Annotated in this window: 18 protein-coding genes; 5 read left to right on the top strand and 13 right to left on the bottom strand. The window is 33.0% G+C overall.

Translation table 11 applies throughout. The features are described from left to right. Nucleotides 1-77: 77 nt before the first annotated feature. The 13 genes from FA046_RS08610 to FA046_RS08550 all read right to left on the bottom strand — a co-directional run bounded on the left by FA046_RS08610 (nucleotide 78) and on the right by FA046_RS08550 (nucleotide 10,375). The gene (locus FA046_RS08610; RefSeq protein WP_136825972.1) at nucleotides 78-809 is read right to left on the bottom strand and encodes a metallophosphoesterase family protein; all 732 of its coding nucleotides are present in this window, start codon (nucleotides 807-809) and stop codon (nucleotides 78-80) included. 8 nt (nucleotides 810-817) lie between these two features. After that, complete coding sequence (gene arsB / locus FA046_RS08605; RefSeq protein ID WP_136825971.1) at nucleotides 818-1,897, bottom strand: ACR3 family arsenite efflux transporter; 1,080 nt, start codon at nucleotides 1,895-1,897, stop codon at nucleotides 818-820. A gap of 3 nt (nucleotides 1,898-1,900) precedes the next feature. Beyond that, on the bottom strand, nucleotides 1,901-2,320 hold the full coding sequence (locus FA046_RS08600) for an arsenate reductase ArsC (RefSeq protein WP_136825970.1): 420 nt from the start codon (nucleotides 2,318-2,320) through the stop codon (nucleotides 1,901-1,903). Between the two features lie 17 nt (nucleotides 2,321-2,337). Continuing rightward, entirely contained in the window at nucleotides 2,338-2,901 is a 564-nt protein-coding gene (locus FA046_RS08595) for a DUF6428 family protein (protein ID WP_136825969.1), read from the bottom strand. Nucleotides 2,902-2,938: 37 nt separating this feature from the next. Continuing rightward, the gene (locus tag FA046_RS08590; RefSeq protein ID WP_136825968.1) at nucleotides 2,939-3,268 is read right to left on the bottom strand and encodes an ArsR/SmtB family transcription factor; all 330 of its coding nucleotides are present in this window, start codon (nucleotides 3,266-3,268) and stop codon (nucleotides 2,939-2,941) included. A gap of 64 nt (nucleotides 3,269-3,332) precedes the next feature. Beyond that, nucleotides 3,333-4,034: an RteC domain-containing protein gene (locus tag FA046_RS08585; protein WP_169303334.1), complete on the bottom strand. Its 702-nt coding sequence runs from the start codon at nucleotides 4,032-4,034 to the stop codon at nucleotides 3,333-3,335. Nucleotides 4,035-4,286: 252 nt separating this feature from the next. Then, nucleotides 4,287-5,147 (bottom strand): response regulator transcription factor, encoded by an 861-nt coding sequence (locus FA046_RS08580; protein ID WP_225870899.1) that lies wholly within the window; start codon nucleotides 5,145-5,147, stop codon nucleotides 4,287-4,289. Nucleotides 5,148-5,227: 80 nt separating this feature from the next. Continuing rightward, nucleotides 5,228-5,806, bottom strand: a complete 579-nt coding sequence (locus FA046_RS08575) for a GNAT family N-acetyltransferase (RefSeq protein WP_136825965.1) — start codon at nucleotides 5,804-5,806, stop codon at nucleotides 5,228-5,230. Nucleotides 5,807-5,916: 110 nt separating this feature from the next. Continuing rightward, a complete protein-coding gene (gene mobC, locus FA046_RS08570) occupies nucleotides 5,917-7,896 on the bottom strand; it encodes a conjugal transfer protein MobC (protein ID WP_136825964.1) in 1,980 nt (659 codons plus the stop codon). A gap of 11 nt (nucleotides 7,897-7,907) precedes the next feature. After that, nucleotides 7,908-9,137 carry a relaxase/mobilization nuclease domain-containing protein gene (locus FA046_RS08565; protein WP_136825963.1) on the bottom strand — a complete coding sequence of 410 codons (1,230 nt, stop codon included), beginning with the start codon at nucleotides 9,135-9,137 and terminating at the stop codon, nucleotides 7,908-7,910. Beyond that, on the bottom strand, nucleotides 9,104-9,508 hold the full coding sequence (locus FA046_RS08560) for a plasmid mobilization protein (RefSeq protein WP_136825962.1): 405 nt from the start codon (nucleotides 9,506-9,508) through the stop codon (nucleotides 9,104-9,106). Before FA046_RS08560 ends, FA046_RS08565 begins: the two co-directional genes overlap by 34 nt. A gap of 157 nt (nucleotides 9,509-9,665) precedes the next feature. Next, nucleotides 9,666-9,902 carry a hypothetical protein gene (locus FA046_RS08555; protein WP_136825961.1) on the bottom strand — a complete coding sequence of 79 codons (237 nt, stop codon included), beginning with the start codon at nucleotides 9,900-9,902 and terminating at the stop codon, nucleotides 9,666-9,668. Nucleotides 9,903-10,027: 125 nt separating this feature from the next. After that, the gene (locus FA046_RS08550; RefSeq protein ID WP_136825960.1) at nucleotides 10,028-10,375 is read right to left on the bottom strand and encodes a helix-turn-helix domain-containing protein; all 348 of its coding nucleotides are present in this window, start codon (nucleotides 10,373-10,375) and stop codon (nucleotides 10,028-10,030) included. Between the two features lie 255 nt (nucleotides 10,376-10,630). On the opposite strand from FA046_RS08550, the gene FA046_RS08545 reads away from it, so the two are divergent. From FA046_RS08545 to FA046_RS08525, 5 genes are all read left to right on the top strand, one after another. Next, on the top strand, nucleotides 10,631-11,713 hold the full coding sequence (locus FA046_RS08545) for a helix-turn-helix domain-containing protein (RefSeq protein WP_136825959.1): 1,083 nt from the start codon (nucleotides 10,631-10,633) through the stop codon (nucleotides 11,711-11,713). A gap of 24 nt (nucleotides 11,714-11,737) precedes the next feature. After that, a complete protein-coding gene (locus tag FA046_RS08540; protein ID WP_136825958.1) occupies nucleotides 11,738-12,160 on the top strand; it encodes a hypothetical protein in 423 nt (140 codons plus the stop codon). Nucleotides 12,161-12,317: 157 nt separating this feature from the next. Then, a complete protein-coding gene (locus FA046_RS08535) occupies nucleotides 12,318-13,094 on the top strand; it encodes an SMODS-associated NUDIX domain-containing protein (RefSeq protein WP_136825957.1) in 777 nt (258 codons plus the stop codon). A 4-nt stretch (nucleotides 13,095-13,098) separates the two neighbouring features. Beyond that, the gene (locus FA046_RS08530) at nucleotides 13,099-14,280 is read left to right on the top strand and encodes a nucleotidyltransferase domain-containing protein (RefSeq protein WP_136825956.1); all 1,182 of its coding nucleotides are present in this window, start codon (nucleotides 13,099-13,101) and stop codon (nucleotides 14,278-14,280) included. Then, entirely contained in the window at nucleotides 14,267-14,686 is a 420-nt protein-coding gene (locus FA046_RS08525) for a hypothetical protein (RefSeq protein WP_169303333.1), read from the top strand. Before FA046_RS08530 ends, FA046_RS08525 begins: the two co-directional genes overlap by 14 nt. The last annotated feature ends 48 nt before the right edge of the window (nucleotides 14,687-14,734 follow it).

Raw genomic sequence — 14,734 nt, 5'->3', positions numbered from 1 at the left:
TGATGAAGGCAAATTTGCAGGGGATTAAAATGGAAACTTCACAACCTCAACCTAAGTTGTGAAGTTTTTTATAAAAATTAATAGGCATTTCTTAAGCGGTCGGCCAATTCATTAGGTAATGGGCTATTTTCAATTTCTTTAACAGCTTTTGCTATATCATAACTAAATCTTATAAATTCAACTTTTATTGCACTATGGTTTGAAGCTTCTGTTGCTGAATTGATAGTCAATAAAGCGTAACAACCTTCCGGATTTCCATCTTTTGGTTTGCCTACAGATCCAATATTAATGATATGTTTAAATTTATTTTCTTGATTTTGAATGATACGATGAAAAGGTTTGTGAGAATGCCCAACACAAAGCACATCCGCATCTACTTCTTCCATCATTTCTAGAAGATAATTCTCTTCCAAATCTTCTAAGATATATTCGTTCACACTTCGAGGACTTCCATGTGCCAAAACTAAATTTAAACTTTTTTGATCAAATCTATACGCTGATTTTATAGTTGAAGGCAGGGCGTTTAGGTATTGTCGATTATTCTCAGAAACTAAATGATACGCATAGTTTTTAATGTCGTTTTCTTGATTATGATCAGTGTGCTTTTTTACTTTTAAATCATGATTACCGGCAATGCTTACAATTTTACGTTTTCTCACTTCCTCAATAATTTCATTAGGCGAGATGTGATAGCCGATAAGGTCTCCCAAACAATAAACGGCATCTATTTTACGAGCATCTAAATCTTTTAAAAAAGCTTCAAATGCGGGGAAATTTGCATGTACATCTGAAAATAAAGCTATGGTCATGAGTGGGATTATGATTTTAATGGTTCTGCCATAAAATATTTTTTCCTGAACCAAAAAGCAAGATTTACCAAGGCTATTAAAGCGGGTACTTCTACCAAAGGCCCAATTACACCAGCGAAAGCTTGTCCGGAGTTGATGCCAAAAACACCAATGGCAACGGCAATTGCCAGTTCAAAATTATTTCCAGTAGCGGTAAAGGCTATTGAAGTGCTTTTAGAATAATCTGCTCCAAAGTATCGTCCAGCAAAAAAACTCACTACAAACATAATGGAAAAATATATTACTAGAGGAACAGCAATTCTGATTACATCTATCGGGATTTGAATGATTAGTTCTCCTTTTAAACTGAACATGATTAAAATGGTGAAAAGCAAAGCAATTAAGGTGATTGGAGATATTTTGGGTATAAACTTATTCTGAAACCAAGCCTCTCCTTTTAAACTGATTAAACCATATCTAGTAATTAAACCCATCGCAAAAGGAATTCCTAAATAAATCCCTACGCTTTTAGCAATTTCTGAAATAGTAATATTTATTGCTAATGATTGTAATCCGAAATAAGGCGGAAGTACAGTAATGAAAAAATAAGCAAAAATACTGTAAAATAACACTTGAAAAATACTGTTCAAGGCAATTAAACCTGCGGCATATTCACGGTTTCCCTCAGCCAATTCATTCCAAACTACCACCATGGCAATACATCTGGCTAACCCGATTAAAATTAGACCAACCATATATTCTGGGTAATCTTTCAAAAAAATAACCGCTAGAAAAAACATCAAAACTGGACCAATTACCCAGTTTAAAACTAGCGACACGCTGAGTACTTTAGTATCCTTAAAAACTTCGCCCATTTTCTCGTACTTCACTTTTGCTAATGGAGGATACATCATTAAAATTAATCCAATTGCCAAAGGAATATTAGTAGTACCGCTAGAAAAAGAATTGATAAATCCTGATGAAGAAGGCATAAAAAAACCAATAGCTACACCAATAGCCATGGCTAAAAATATCCAAAGGGTAAGAAAGCGATCTAAAAAACTCAGCTTTTTTCTCTCCACTACCGGAGCGCAATGATTTACAGACATGGCTTATTTTTTATTGATGTATTCATTCACAAAATCACTAGCGTAAGTTTTTATCATTTCGCGTACCGCTCTAAATTCATCCATTATTTCTTCTTCTGATCCTTTTGCTTTTGCCGGATCAGGAAAATTATGGTGCAATTTTACAGCTTTGGTTGGGAAATAAGGACAAGCCTCTTTTGCATGATCGCAAACGGTGATTAAATAATCGAATTCGATATCTGCATATTCATCAACATGGTTAGAAGTATGTTTTGAAATATCAATTCCATCTTCTTGCATCACTTTAATTGCTCGTGGATTTACGCCATGAGTTTCAATTCCGGCACTATAAATTGTTGCTTTATCGCCTGCAAAATATGTTAAATAACCTTCGGCTAACTGACTACGGCAACTATTTCCCGTACATAATACCAATACATTCATTTCTTTAATCTTTTAAATTAACAACATCCCGAACCTGGCGTACAGCTATTTTCTGAAGCCAAATTCTTCATTTCTATTTTAGGTTTTTCTGCTGATGATGGGGTGCAACATTCTTCTCCCTGATCTGTAGTTCCGCAGCTTCCGCCTCGGTTAATGGCTTTACATTGCGTTGCATCCGGACGAAGATCAATGATGAAATTATCACCATCTGCACTAAAAGAATTTGGGAACATTTGTCTGGTATCGAATTCTGAATTTCCGAATTCAATTTTTACAATTGCTAAGGGATTAAGCGGTAAGGATTTCTCTACCAAATCGATAATTGAAAGTGCTTTTTTTACTTTCATTGATCTCAATTGTTTCTGATCTGTAGGTTCCCAAAGCTGTACAATTACTTCTGTCCAACTATTCATTACTCCACCACAATCTACCGATACAATAGGTGCTTGTTTAATTTCTGTAATGTGATAAGACGCATCAACCCAGTGATTAGCCGCATACTGAAATTGCAAATCCAATTCAGGATTTGCTAGTAAAGCTTCTTTAAAAGCCTTCCAATTCATACTTTCTATATTGTTCATAACATTGCAATTTTACGATTGATTATTTCAATTTTTTTTAACAGCATTTTGCTGGTCCTTTATAGGTTCTTATAAATTCCCCGAAATGAAGCTCTAATAATTTCCAGTTTTCTGGATGAATGCAATAGCAAACGCTCACACCTTCTATGGTTCCTTGAATTAAGCCAACATTTTTCAGTTCTCTTAAATGTTGCGAAATTGTTGCTTGTGCTAAACCCAATTCGCCGACTAAATCTCCACATATACAAGTATTCACCACCATAATTCGTTGTAAAATAGCGATACGAGCAGGATGTGCTAAAGCTTTCAAAAGCGTAGCTAGTCTGTTTTGTTCTTCGGTGAATATTTCTGTTTTAGTTAATCCCATAATTACATTGCAATATTACGATTAATATTTAATACTACAAATCATTTTCAAAAAAAATTTAATCTTATCTTTCTAACTCAAGCCTACTTTCAATTTTCCTATCCAAACTAACCTTCAATTTATCCAAAAACACAGCTCTTTCTTTTTTACGGTTGGTAATATCTCTAAACTTGTGGTAATAATGTTTTAAATCCACCTTAAGCATGGTTTGAAAATATTCTATAGCTGTTTTAATTTCAACGTTGCCATTGTTTAAAGCACCACATTCTGCTAAAGCATAAATGAGTTCTACCAATTCGGTTTGGTTGCCAGTCCAAACAATTGGCGGTTTACATTCTACTGAAATTCCATTTTCTAAGTTAGATTTTTGCTGAAATAGAAATTGCTGAAATTCTTCATTCGCTATCAATTTTGAAAGTCGGTAATCATGTGAAGTGGAGAACATTTCATCCCCATGATAATCATCCAACTCGGCATAAATATCACATGCTCCACGGGTAAAATACAGATGATCTAAATGGGTAGCTCCAGTTCTATAGTAAAGAAAAAATGCTTGGTTTTGCTCATAGAATTTCTCCAATCCTTCTAAATCCTTATCAATGTATTCTTCTATCAATTTCGGATTTCCTGAAGGCTTTTTTATCAAGTGTTTATAGATGGAAACGTAGTAGATGTACTTACTATAAAATTGAGGTTTAATTTCTTTAAAAAAGAAAATCTCATCATCGCAATTTTCGAAGAAGTAATCAGCGAGAAGCCGTTTCAAAATATTTAAAGCTTTTTTGCAAGTAATAATGGTCAGCTTTAATTTCTCGCATTCGGTTAGAGGTTTAACAGAAACTAAATATAGCTGTTGTTCTAGAGCATTGTAGATACGTTGAGCGCATTCTTTCATAGTACAATTCTTTCATTAAGGTTTTTCCAAAAAGGAAGATATCTTTATGGAAACAAAATTCGAGGTAATGAAACTATTTAACCATACGCTAAACAGACTAATTGCATACGTAAAATAACGTATTTACCCCTCATATAGGCTTAAATGAACTTTCTGTTCTAATTTTTGGATTAATGCAACTTTGCTGGAAACGTTTATTTTTTGGTAGATGTTTTGAACGTGTGTAGTTACCGTTCTTTCTGAAATGAAAAGAATTTCTGCGATTTCTCTGTATTTATTTCCTGCTTTAATCAGCTCAACAATTTCAATTTCTCTGGAAGTTAATTGGTAAACCTTGCAGTTCTCATGAAAATAAATATTGGATTGATTGTTAGCACCGATTAACTGTTCGTATTCTCTTCTGGCTTTTGAAATATATCTTGTAAAAAAGAGGATAGAGATAAATATAAAACCTCCATTGGTCAACAATACTTCCAGCAATTGGCTCAGATGAAAATAGGCAATGATAGTCATGGAAACCCAAGGGAGAATTGCGGCATACAAAGCAATAATTTCAACGATGTTATTTTGTTGGGTGCGCTTTCTATATTTCTTCCAAATAGCTTTTGCTATCGCCACTAAGATGACGAAAGAATAGAAAAACGGAATTATTACGCCATAATCAATAGCTTTATCCAAATTTTGATCTATTGCATAAATGACTACAAAAAAAATAAAGAAGGGTAGTAATAAGAAAAGCGGAACTCCGTAAAGTGCATGAAACCTAATATCATCCAACTCAAATCCTTTATAAAAATAATAAGGGACATAAGAAGCAACCGCAAATCCACCCGCATAGGCTAAGATATTCTGTAAAACTATTGGAATTGGAATGTTGGGATCTGGAAATAAACCACCTGTGATGTTATAAAATATCAATAAAAGTAACAGCACCAAAAACCAGGAACGTTGCTTATCCTGCGGACGATATAAATAATATTGCAACTGATAGAGAAACATCACAATTTCTATTACAACGAAATTGAACGTTACAATATGCATTTCTGTACCGAAGACTGTCATAACTATACTTTAAATTCCCTTTTTAGAAAAAATAGTTTATAGCTTAATTGTAGTTCATTATAGATTTTGAATCCAAACTTTTGATACCAAGGAAGATTTTTTAGAGTAGAAGTTTCTAAAAAAACTGGAAGTTGTTTTTCTTCACTATCTGCAATTACAAATTCTAATAATTGAGAACCAATGCCGTTATTTTGATGCTTTGCATCTACCCCAATAAACCATAAATAATACATGGGTATTTTAGGTTGCAATTGCTTAATGGCACTTTCTCTTTTCATGGCTTTGCCGATATTTTCAATGCCGATGCATCTCAAAATCAATTTTACATCTAACAAAATACTTTTTAAAGAGCTTTCTTTTTTATGAGGATAAAGAACGAGTGCACATCCTTTTTTGTCGTTTGTTAAATATACATCGCCATAATGATAGCACATTTCGAAAGAATAATCCATCAAAGATCTGATTCTTGCGATTCGCTTTTGATCTTGTTTAACAATATAATTGACACTTTTATTAGTGTCGAATGATTTAGTTAGTATATCGACAATTAAGTATTTGTCTTCGTAACTGGCATTAATCATGGTAGATAGATGAGGTTAAAAAGTTTGTAATTGTAACGAAATTATCTCCAAAATAGTGCCAATTAGTTTATAAATTAACTCTCAATGTATTAAAAATGGTATGGTAAACATTAAAAATCCATTTCTTTAACTATTTCTTTTTCTTTGTTAAAATCTTGTTTTACAGGATTTAAGTCGAATTGATGGGCTAATATTTCTTGAATATCTTGTTTAATTTGAAAATAGTTTTGTCTCACCATTTCTTCGTTTACACATCTTATGGCTGGAATTTCTTTATAGTTTTCCTCTTCTTTTTTTAGTTGATTATGGTTATTTATAATGTTGTTGTGAAATAGTTTTAGATCGATTTTATTTGTAGGATCATCTGCAACCACACCCACAAATTCGCCCGAAGAAAGAGATGAAATTTTAGATACGGGAATAGCAAAATCTAGTTGAGTTGAATCGTTAATACTAGTATCTGCTTTATTGGTGGTTATGCTTTGCTTTTTCTGTTTGATTTTACCAAAACGTTCGGCTAAAAATTTCGCAGAATCACCACTCACTTGTCCTGAAATAATATTCCCAACTATATTCAAAATTACATCTGCCTGCTCTTTCCCATAATCTTTTCGTAATTGGCTAAAATCTTGAATGGCTAATGTAGTAGCAACTTTATTAGATCGGGCGGTGGCTATCAAACTATCAATATTATTTAGGTAAATGGTTGGAAATTCATCAAAAATCAAACTGCTTTTTAACTTATCTTTTTGATTCACCAATTTTAACATTCTTGAAATATACAGGCTTAATACCGCTCCATAAACTTGTTGCTTTTGAGGATTATTGCCTAAACAAATTACTTTGGGTTCTTTAGGATTGTTCAAATCCAGTGTAAAATCGTTCCCTGAAAGCACATAATAAAGAGATGGTGAAACTAATCTTGCCAAGCTAATTTTTGCACTTGCAATTTGACCTTCTAACTGATCAAAAGCTTCATTTTTCCAAGCAGAAATAAATGGATTAATTAAAACTTCAATCTCCGGTTCTTCATTAAGTAGTGCAAAAAGCTGTTTGTAATCTTGCTGCATCAATTCTATGGCATGAGGTAGAGTACAGTATAAACCATTTTGGTGTTTTTTCAGATACCAAATAATAGCTGTTAAAAAATTGATTGGAGATTCCACAAAAAAGTCACCTTGCTTTTTAATCCATTCTTTATTTAAACCCAACATGATGGTTCTTGCAGCTTCAGTTGCATCAACAATATCCAACATATTTTCTGGGTCTAATGGATTGCAACGGTGTGTCTTATTTAAATCATCAAAATTAATCACGAAGAATTTTGCTTTATTGCCAGTTTTATTGAGCAAACTGTTATATGCTATTTTGCTTAAATCATCGTATTTAAAATCATAAAGAAACATACTGAAGCCCTTATCAATATGCTGAGTAATGATATGTCTAATCGCAAAATAAGATTTACCAGAACCAGGCGTTCCCATAATTAAAGTCCCTCTAAAAGGATTGATAATGTTTATCCAACTTTTACAATTATGGCCTTTAAAACGATAATTTGCAGGTAGATTTATGGAATATTCATTCTCTAATTTTCTTTCTTCTTGTGGAAAGGTTTCATTTTCTCTATTAAAGATATCATCCATCAAATTTGATTTAACAATTCCTGAAAGCTTGCTACCGCTATAAAGTACTAACAAATAACCAAATGATGTTAAGACCATATAGCTCAACATGGTATAAAATCCTAAACTTTTTAGAGCTGGATGACTACCAAACAAAATAAAAATTCCGATAAAAAAGGATAATATTAGATGGAAAGCATTCCCATTTAGACGCTTTCTACTTTTATTTGCAAATAGGTAAATGAGCAAAAATCCGAAAGCAAAAAGCTTTGCGGAAAATGGTGTATTGAATATGGAAAGTTTTGAGATGTTAAACAAAATTCTATCTGTTATGTTGCTAGAAATCCCCTTATTCTTAAAAAAGGAATAACAACTGATATAGAAATGAATGATTAAAATTCCAATTGATAGCAATCTTGTAAAATCAATAATTTTGCGCAAACCTTGCTCATTTTCTCCTGTTCCCATAATTTAGTTTTTTATTGTATTTGATTTTTTCTTCTCTTTTTACGGTGCTTTCTTTGTGCATTTTCAAAACTCGGAGCATCTTGTAATTCAGCTCCAAACAAAGAGTCTATAAGCGTAGATTTATTTGAAAAAGAAATATTTGATGGAACACTATTTCCTTTAAGATTCAACTTGAAGTCAGTTGATTTTAATGGTTTAGAAATTTCATTTCTAATAAAATAGCTTTCCAAAGCGATTGCAGAGTATCCCTTACCTATATCACTTCCTTTAAACACCGTTTTACTTTGTTGGTCGATAAAAGTAACTCCATATAATTTTCCAGTTTCATTTCGGTTGAATACAACTTCAATACCCTTTGATTGTAAAGCTTGCTTGAAGCCGGCTTGAGAAGCATTCGTAGTTAGAACTGCATTAATTTTTGTCTTAAGCTGTTCTTTATAAGGTTTCCTTGTTTCTTTATTTTTCTCAAAGTAGGATTCTAGTTTTTTTAATGTTGGACTTCCATAAATGCTACTCGCTTTAATAGGCACACCAATCTTATTTCCTTTGGCATCTAATGCCCAATACATTAATCCATTTTTATTATACATCCGTGATTCTTTAGCACCACGATCTGCAACCACGTTATAATTTTTCAGAACTGCATTAAATGCTGGTAGGTTAGTGAATTGATAAGATGAAATGATTCCTTTTACCACGTTTGTAATGGCTCGTTTGGTTTCACATTTACCGTATTCCACTTTAGTTAAGTTGAAACCTGGCTCTTTAGAAAATTTACTCGCAGGAATTAAATCATATTCCTTTTCAATGATTTTTCTTGCTTCCTCAGATTTGGTTTTCCCTAAATTATGCAGACTGATCCTTTCTCCTGATGACTGGATATTTGTAGTTACAATATGAACATGTGGATGTCCAGCATCTTGATGCTGATAGACTAAATAAGGTTGTTTACCGAACCCTATTCTAGCCATATAATCTTTGGCTATTGCATTGAGTTTTTCTGTAATAAGCTTTTCTCCATTGGCAAAATTTAAAGAAATATGTAAAGTGTTGGTTTTTACTCGCTCATTTTTTGTAGCTAAATCTTGCAATCGCATCAGCTTATTATTAAAATTCAAATGCTTTAAATCCTTATGAAAACCATTTCCACCAATTAGCTTAGCCATATTTTTCGCCACCTTATTTTCATTATAAAGTAATGCGCCTCTTAAACTTTTTCCGCTAATAATTTTTGCGACCATAAATCAGCATAATTATTCATCTTATCTTTTATATTTTTAATGCAGGGTTCCAATTCATTTCTTGAAATATCCATCGCTTTTTTCCAATAGTGAGCGTCTGGCATTTCTGCAAAACTGTTGAGTTTTTTGACAGCTTGATTGAAATTATGACCAACGTAATTAAGTTCTTGCCGTAGCAAAATCAGCCCTTCCATTAACTCATCCATCGATTGGTTTCTGTAGAGATTTGTTATTTTCTTATCTAGAATTACATTTCTCAAGTATTCATTTAAGTGTCTAAAAGCAGTCCGTTTGTATTTGGCTTCAATCTTTTCAAATTCTGATTTTTTGAATCGGATTGTAACTCTTATGATTCGATTTTCATCTGTCATTGTCTTTCAATTTATCTTTATAAAATCCGACTTTGGAGGATTTTTAGCAATGCCCCGACTGACTCCGGAAGGTAGGGCAAGATCCGTTTGGCTGCCAAACGTACATCTTGCTGACTGCTTCAACGAGGCGGTCCACAGCTTTCCAACTTCGCTTTTATTAGTTAAACATTAAAGTCGCTTTACTTCTTAAATATGAATTGTCTTTTTGTTTCAGCCACATCCTCTCATTGGCTTTTGCCCGCCAGTTCACCAATGGCTTTCCTTTGGAATTCTGCCAATTCTTTTTCTGGAATTCTTTGAAAAAAGATTCGGCATCTTCTTCCTCGAAGCCTTTCTGGTCGAAATATATCTTTACTTCTTTTAGTGTTGGAGAGTCTTCATTTTTAATAGCCATAGTTTGTTGATTGATTAAATCTTCATGCAATTTGCGTTAGTGATAGTAGCGGCATCCTTTTTTTATGAAAGGAAAAAAGATATAGCGGATAGCATGTCAAAACGCCCAAATCACTTCTATAACCCTCAGTTTGCCAGAGTACTTTTTATATACCCTGAACTGGATTTATTGGATGCCATCATTTTTGTGATATCTTCAAAATCGTAATAAATGGAGCCACCGATTTTAGTAAATGGCAAAGTCCCGTTGTCTCTCAAAGTTTGGAGAAAACCATGAGAAATTCCAAGCATCTTTTTGACTTCGCAAGATTTCAACCAACGCTTCCCCGGATCGCCCATACTCTCTTTGATGATGCGTTTAAATTCGTTGAGCATTTCATTTTTGAAATCAACTAAATCACCTTGAGTAAGAAGTTGGTCGGAAGTAGGAATTAAGATTCTAACTCCTTTAGTTTGTTTGCTAGTTACTGACATAATTTTGATGTTTTGTTCAGCAGCAAAGGAGATGAGATTGCAAATAAAAACTTCACAACCTCAACCTAAGTTGTGAGTTTTTTAAGAAGTATAATAGAAGGTTTTATAATATTCAAGTGAATACGTCTATTTACAGAGACGAAGTAATATCGATCTTGTTACTAATGACTATTAAGAATAAAAACTCTTATGTGGAAAACTAAATTCGTATAGTGATATTTAGTTTTTTATATTTGACTATACGAAACTAATAATATGAGTATCGGAGATAAAATTAAACAATTTCGAATTAAGAAAAGCCTTTCACTGCAACAACTCGCAGATTTAGCTGGATTGGCCAAACCAACTATTCAGCAATATGAAGAAGGGACAATCAGACCTAGTAATAGAGCCCTTATAGCTGTAGCAGATGCTTTGAATGTTGATGTTTGGAGTTTGCTCCACATTAGCGAGAGTGAATTAGAGCTTGCAGAATTTCGTCATGGCGAAAAATTACTTGATAGTGAAATTGAAAAGAAAAAAATTCATGATCTGGTAATTGATTATTCTACTATCTATTTAGAATTGGAACATATTCTCGGGACTGAAATAGAGTTTGAAAATCCGCTTGATGATTTATTGATACAAAGTTATGCTGATGTAGAAAAAGCTGCATTTCGTGTAAGAAAAAAATGGAAGTTGGCTAATAACCCTATTGATGATGTTTGCGCTCTTTTGGAAGGAAAAGGTTTTAAAATCATAAGTTTCGAACGTGAAACTGAATCTCCTGGATTGTGCGGTTTTATGAAAAATGGCACAAAAAGAATTCCGTTTATCATCTTAAATACAAAACATGAACATACTCGCGAAACAACACGTAAGCGATTTACAATTTTGCATGAATGTGCCCATCTAATTCTAAAATTCTGCGAGACTGTAACCAAAGAGTTTGAAGAAAAACTTTGTAACAGATTTGCTTCTGCATTTTTAGTTCCTGGAGAGGCTCTTATCGAATATTTGGGCAGAAATCGCACAAACATTTCATTGGATGAATTAAAAAGTTTAAAGGAAATTTATGGTGCATCGGTAAGAAGTATAATTTTTCGTGCAAATGATGTCGGATTAATAGATGATGCTATTTGTAAAAAATGGAATTTACTTTACGAACAATGGTATGCCGAGGGAAAAGTTTTTGGAACTTACACAAAGAGTAAAGAGATACCTCAGCGCTTTGATAGGCTTGTAACAAGAGGCTACATGGAAAAGAGGATTTCAAAAGAGAAAGTAGTTGAAATGTTAGACTTGAAAATGGAAGACGTTGATCGTCGATTTGGTAATGATCGATTTAGTTTGATTTAGAGGATTATGTTTGTATTCTATGATATGACCGATTTATTATTGCTGCAACTTACGAAGGTGCTGCCAAGCCTCAATGTACCAATTTTGGTTGCAAAAGGTAAATTGAAATATCATAACAACAACACCATTTACAAGATTAATGATTTAGGGGATAAAGGATTAATTGTAATCAAAGAACTTGATGATGAAGGATATGAATTTGTTTTAAGCAATCGAAAAGAGTTTGCAGCTGCAGGTAGCGCATTATTGGAGATTTTTTATCTGTGCAAAACAAATAACGCTATTCTAATAGTAGATGAGGAAGAAATATTAATAAGAGATTTTGCAAATAAACTTCAAGTCCGCACATCAACACTTGATGAATTTAACCAAGTAACTGTTAACAATAAAGAATATTTTGAATTTATAAATGAAATGAAGAAAGATAAACAAAGACTTAATCTATAGCCGGAACCGAAGTTCCGGCTGACAACCAATAATAACAAAGATTATATAGTCGCTTTAGATTGTTCTGGAAAACAAATATATCTCTTTTACTAAAGCTTCCTATAATTTTTTATCAAACAGTATTTAATGTGTTTTAATAGGGCATAATGGAAAGACTATGCAAGAAATTTTTAAAAACATGGGGGCAATATTCGCTTTAATCTTAAAACAAGCATTTACAAAAGGTACATCAGTATTATGGGAAAATCGAGGATTTGTCCAACTATATTTGAAAACAACATTCGGAAAGTATAAAGATAAAGAAATCCGATTCTCACTGAGCTATCTAATAAAAATTCAAATTCCGGAAACGGATAAATACTTATTAGTCCTTAATAGAAGGATTGATAAACAATTACAACCGGTTGGGGGTGTATACAAACGTCATGGTGATGATAGACTTTTTAACTCTTGGGATTATCGACCAGATACTTTTAAAAAAGGTCTAGGCACAGATACTATCAGCAATCAAGATTTAAGGTTTAGAATTCCTGGAAAGCATGCCGTGAAAGCCATAAAATGGTTTGAAGAAGGGAAAGAAAGAGAAATAAGTATTAACCGTGAATTTGATGAAGAATTAATCAACACTAAAATCTTAGATGAACATATTTTCAAAAATATCAACTACAAACACCTTAAACGATTTTCTAAGAATTTGGTTTGGAGCGAATATCATAACTGCTATGAAATATTGATTTATGACATTTTTGAATTTCTACCATCTCAAGAGCAAGCACTGGCACTTAAGGATTTAAACAAAATCCCTAATAATCTTGCGAATGGCTATGCAATTGTTGAGTGCGATCAAATTGAACAGCTCAGATATTGTGAAGACAATCACCAATTAGCTAAAATAGGACATCATACAAAACTTATTATTAATCAAAAATTTTAACAGCATGCAAGACATTTTTCTTAACTATGAACTTCAGCGCGAAGAGCTTCTCGCTAGAATTGCAGAAAACCTTCAACTTGATGATACCAGAAAGTCTAGAATGGAACAAGCCTATAAGGCTATCTCGGAATTGATAGATTTAGATCAAGGATTTTTCCGAGATATGGATATTGATGTATATCCTCAAGGTTCTGTACTTACAGGCACAACGGTAAAACCTTATTTAGGGTCTGAGTTTGATTTAGATATTGTTCTACAAATAAACGAATTATATTCAAAATTCACTCCAGCAGAAATCTACCAAGCACTTTTGAAAAAACTGGAAAATGACGGCAGATATCGTGATAAAATTGAAAAAAAGAATCGTTGTATTAGAATTAAATATGCAGATGATTTTCATATGGATATCCTACCTGGTTGCATAATTGTATATGGTGAAACCACTCTTAAAATTCCAGACAGATTATTGGAAGATTGGGCTACAAGTGATCCAAAAGGTTTTGCAGATTGGTTTCTTATGAGAGCTAATGCAACTAATAGTCAACCAGTTCTTGAAAGTTACTATAAAAATCTTTTTGTGGAACTTAAAGCTGAAGTACAAGAGCTTCCTAATGATAGCTATTATTTAAAAAAACCACTTCAAAGAGCCGTTCAGCTAGTAAAAAGATATAGAGACATCTTTTTTGCTAAAGACGATACCTATTGCACTTCAAGCATTGTTATCACAACATTGATGGGGCTTAATTATCAAGGTGAAAATTCAATTTATGAGACGATTGACAATGCAATAAATAGAATACGGTCGCTATATACTGAAGCCATAGGAAAAGGGAGAAAGTTTACAATACAAAATCCTGCTTTAACAAGCGAGTACTTTACAGATAGCTGGACGGATGCACATTATGATCATTTTTATAGATTCATAGAGGATTTTCATGGTAAATGGATACAATTGAAATCTAGTTTCGAACAGAGTGGAAAAGCCTATGTAGAGCTTTTTGACGAAGGTATTTACAAAAAATCTCTTCAAGATCAGATTACAGTTTTGTCGAAATTCTCAGAATCAAAAATTACTCAGGCCAATTCGCTAATTTTAACTGGCATAGTACATACGAGCAAGACGGGTCAGATTCAGAAGAATAATGGCTATGATAACAAACCACATCATAATCATGGGGATCACTAACGTTATCACTGAATGCAGAAAGAACTACCAGGAATTTCTATTTGTCCAGAAAGCCCTGGTAGAATCTTACTTCCCATGGCTTAAAGTCGTTGTCAAAAATAAACTACTTATTGCGGATGGAACATTAGAAATGTTTGGTAAAAGTTATAATGTATCCATCACTTATTCGCCATTTTATGAATACAGGTTCGATAGAATATTCTTAAGAAATGCGGGAATAAAATTTAATTCTGCAATTCACGTTTATTCTGATCTTAGCCTTTGCTTATATCACCCTAAAATTGATATGCCATTATTTAAAACTGTGTCGCTTGTAGATATGGTTTCTTGGATTCCAGAATGGTGCGTACATTATCAGGAATGGAAAAAATATGGTGTTTGGTTAGGAAAAGAAATCAAACATTGATTAAACAAATCTATTCTAACCGAGTGGTTAGAGAAGTAAGCGCTCAGG

Origin of the sequence: Pedobacter cryophilus (assembly GCF_005116455.1) — a bacterium.
Lineage (GTDB): Bacteria > Bacteroidota > Bacteroidia > Sphingobacteriales > Sphingobacteriaceae > Pseudopedobacter > Pseudopedobacter cryophilum.
The sequence above is the reverse complement of the archived record's forward strand: the minus strand, read 5'-3'. Positions and strand labels throughout refer to the sequence as shown.

Bases quoted from the DNA above. Each gene is read 5' to 3' on its own strand.
- FA046_RS08610 (WP_136825972.1), bottom strand. From the start codon at position 809: ATGACCATAGCTTTATTTTCAGATGTACATGCAAATTTCCCCGCATTT.
- arsB (WP_136825971.1), bottom strand. From the start codon at position 1,897: ATGTCTGTAAATCATTGCGCTCCGGTAGTGGAGAGAAAAAAGCTGAGT.
- FA046_RS08600 (WP_136825970.1), bottom strand. From the start codon at position 2,320: ATGAATGTATTGGTATTATGTACGGGAAATAGTTGCCGTAGTCAGTTA.
- FA046_RS08595 (WP_136825969.1), bottom strand. From the start codon at position 2,901: ATGAACAATATAGAAAGTATGAATTGGAAGGCTTTTAAAGAAGCTTTA.
- FA046_RS08590 (WP_136825968.1), bottom strand. From the start codon at position 3,268: ATGGGATTAACTAAAACAGAAATATTCACCGAAGAACAAAACAGACTA.
- FA046_RS08575 (WP_136825965.1), bottom strand. From the start codon at position 5,806: ATGATTAATGCCAGTTACGAAGACAAATACTTAATTGTCGATATACTA.
- mobC (WP_136825964.1), bottom strand. From the start codon at position 7,896: ATGGGAACAGGAGAAAATGAGCAAGGTTTGCGCAAAATTATTGATTTT.
- FA046_RS08565 (WP_136825963.1), bottom strand. From the start codon at position 9,137: ATGGTCGCAAAAATTATTAGCGGAAAAAGTTTAAGAGGCGCATTACTT.
- FA046_RS08560 (WP_136825962.1), bottom strand. From the start codon at position 9,508: ATGACAGATGAAAATCGAATCATAAGAGTTACAATCCGATTCAAAAAA.
- FA046_RS08555 (WP_136825961.1), bottom strand. From the start codon at position 9,902: ATGGCTATTAAAAATGAAGACTCTCCAACACTAAAAGAAGTAAAGATA.
- FA046_RS08550 (WP_136825960.1), bottom strand. From the start codon at position 10,375: ATGTCAGTAACTAGCAAACAAACTAAAGGAGTTAGAATCTTAATTCCT.
- FA046_RS08545 (WP_136825959.1), top strand. From the start codon at position 10,631: ATGAGTATCGGAGATAAAATTAAACAATTTCGAATTAAGAAAAGCCTT.
- FA046_RS08540 (WP_136825958.1), top strand. From the start codon at position 11,738: ATGACCGATTTATTATTGCTGCAACTTACGAAGGTGCTGCCAAGCCTC.
- FA046_RS08535 (WP_136825957.1), top strand. From the start codon at position 12,318: ATGCAAGAAATTTTTAAAAACATGGGGGCAATATTCGCTTTAATCTTA.
- FA046_RS08530 (WP_136825956.1), top strand. From the start codon at position 13,099: ATGCAAGACATTTTTCTTAACTATGAACTTCAGCGCGAAGAGCTTCTC.
- FA046_RS08525 (WP_169303333.1), top strand. From the start codon at position 14,267: ATGGGGATCACTAACGTTATCACTGAATGCAGAAAGAACTACCAGGAA.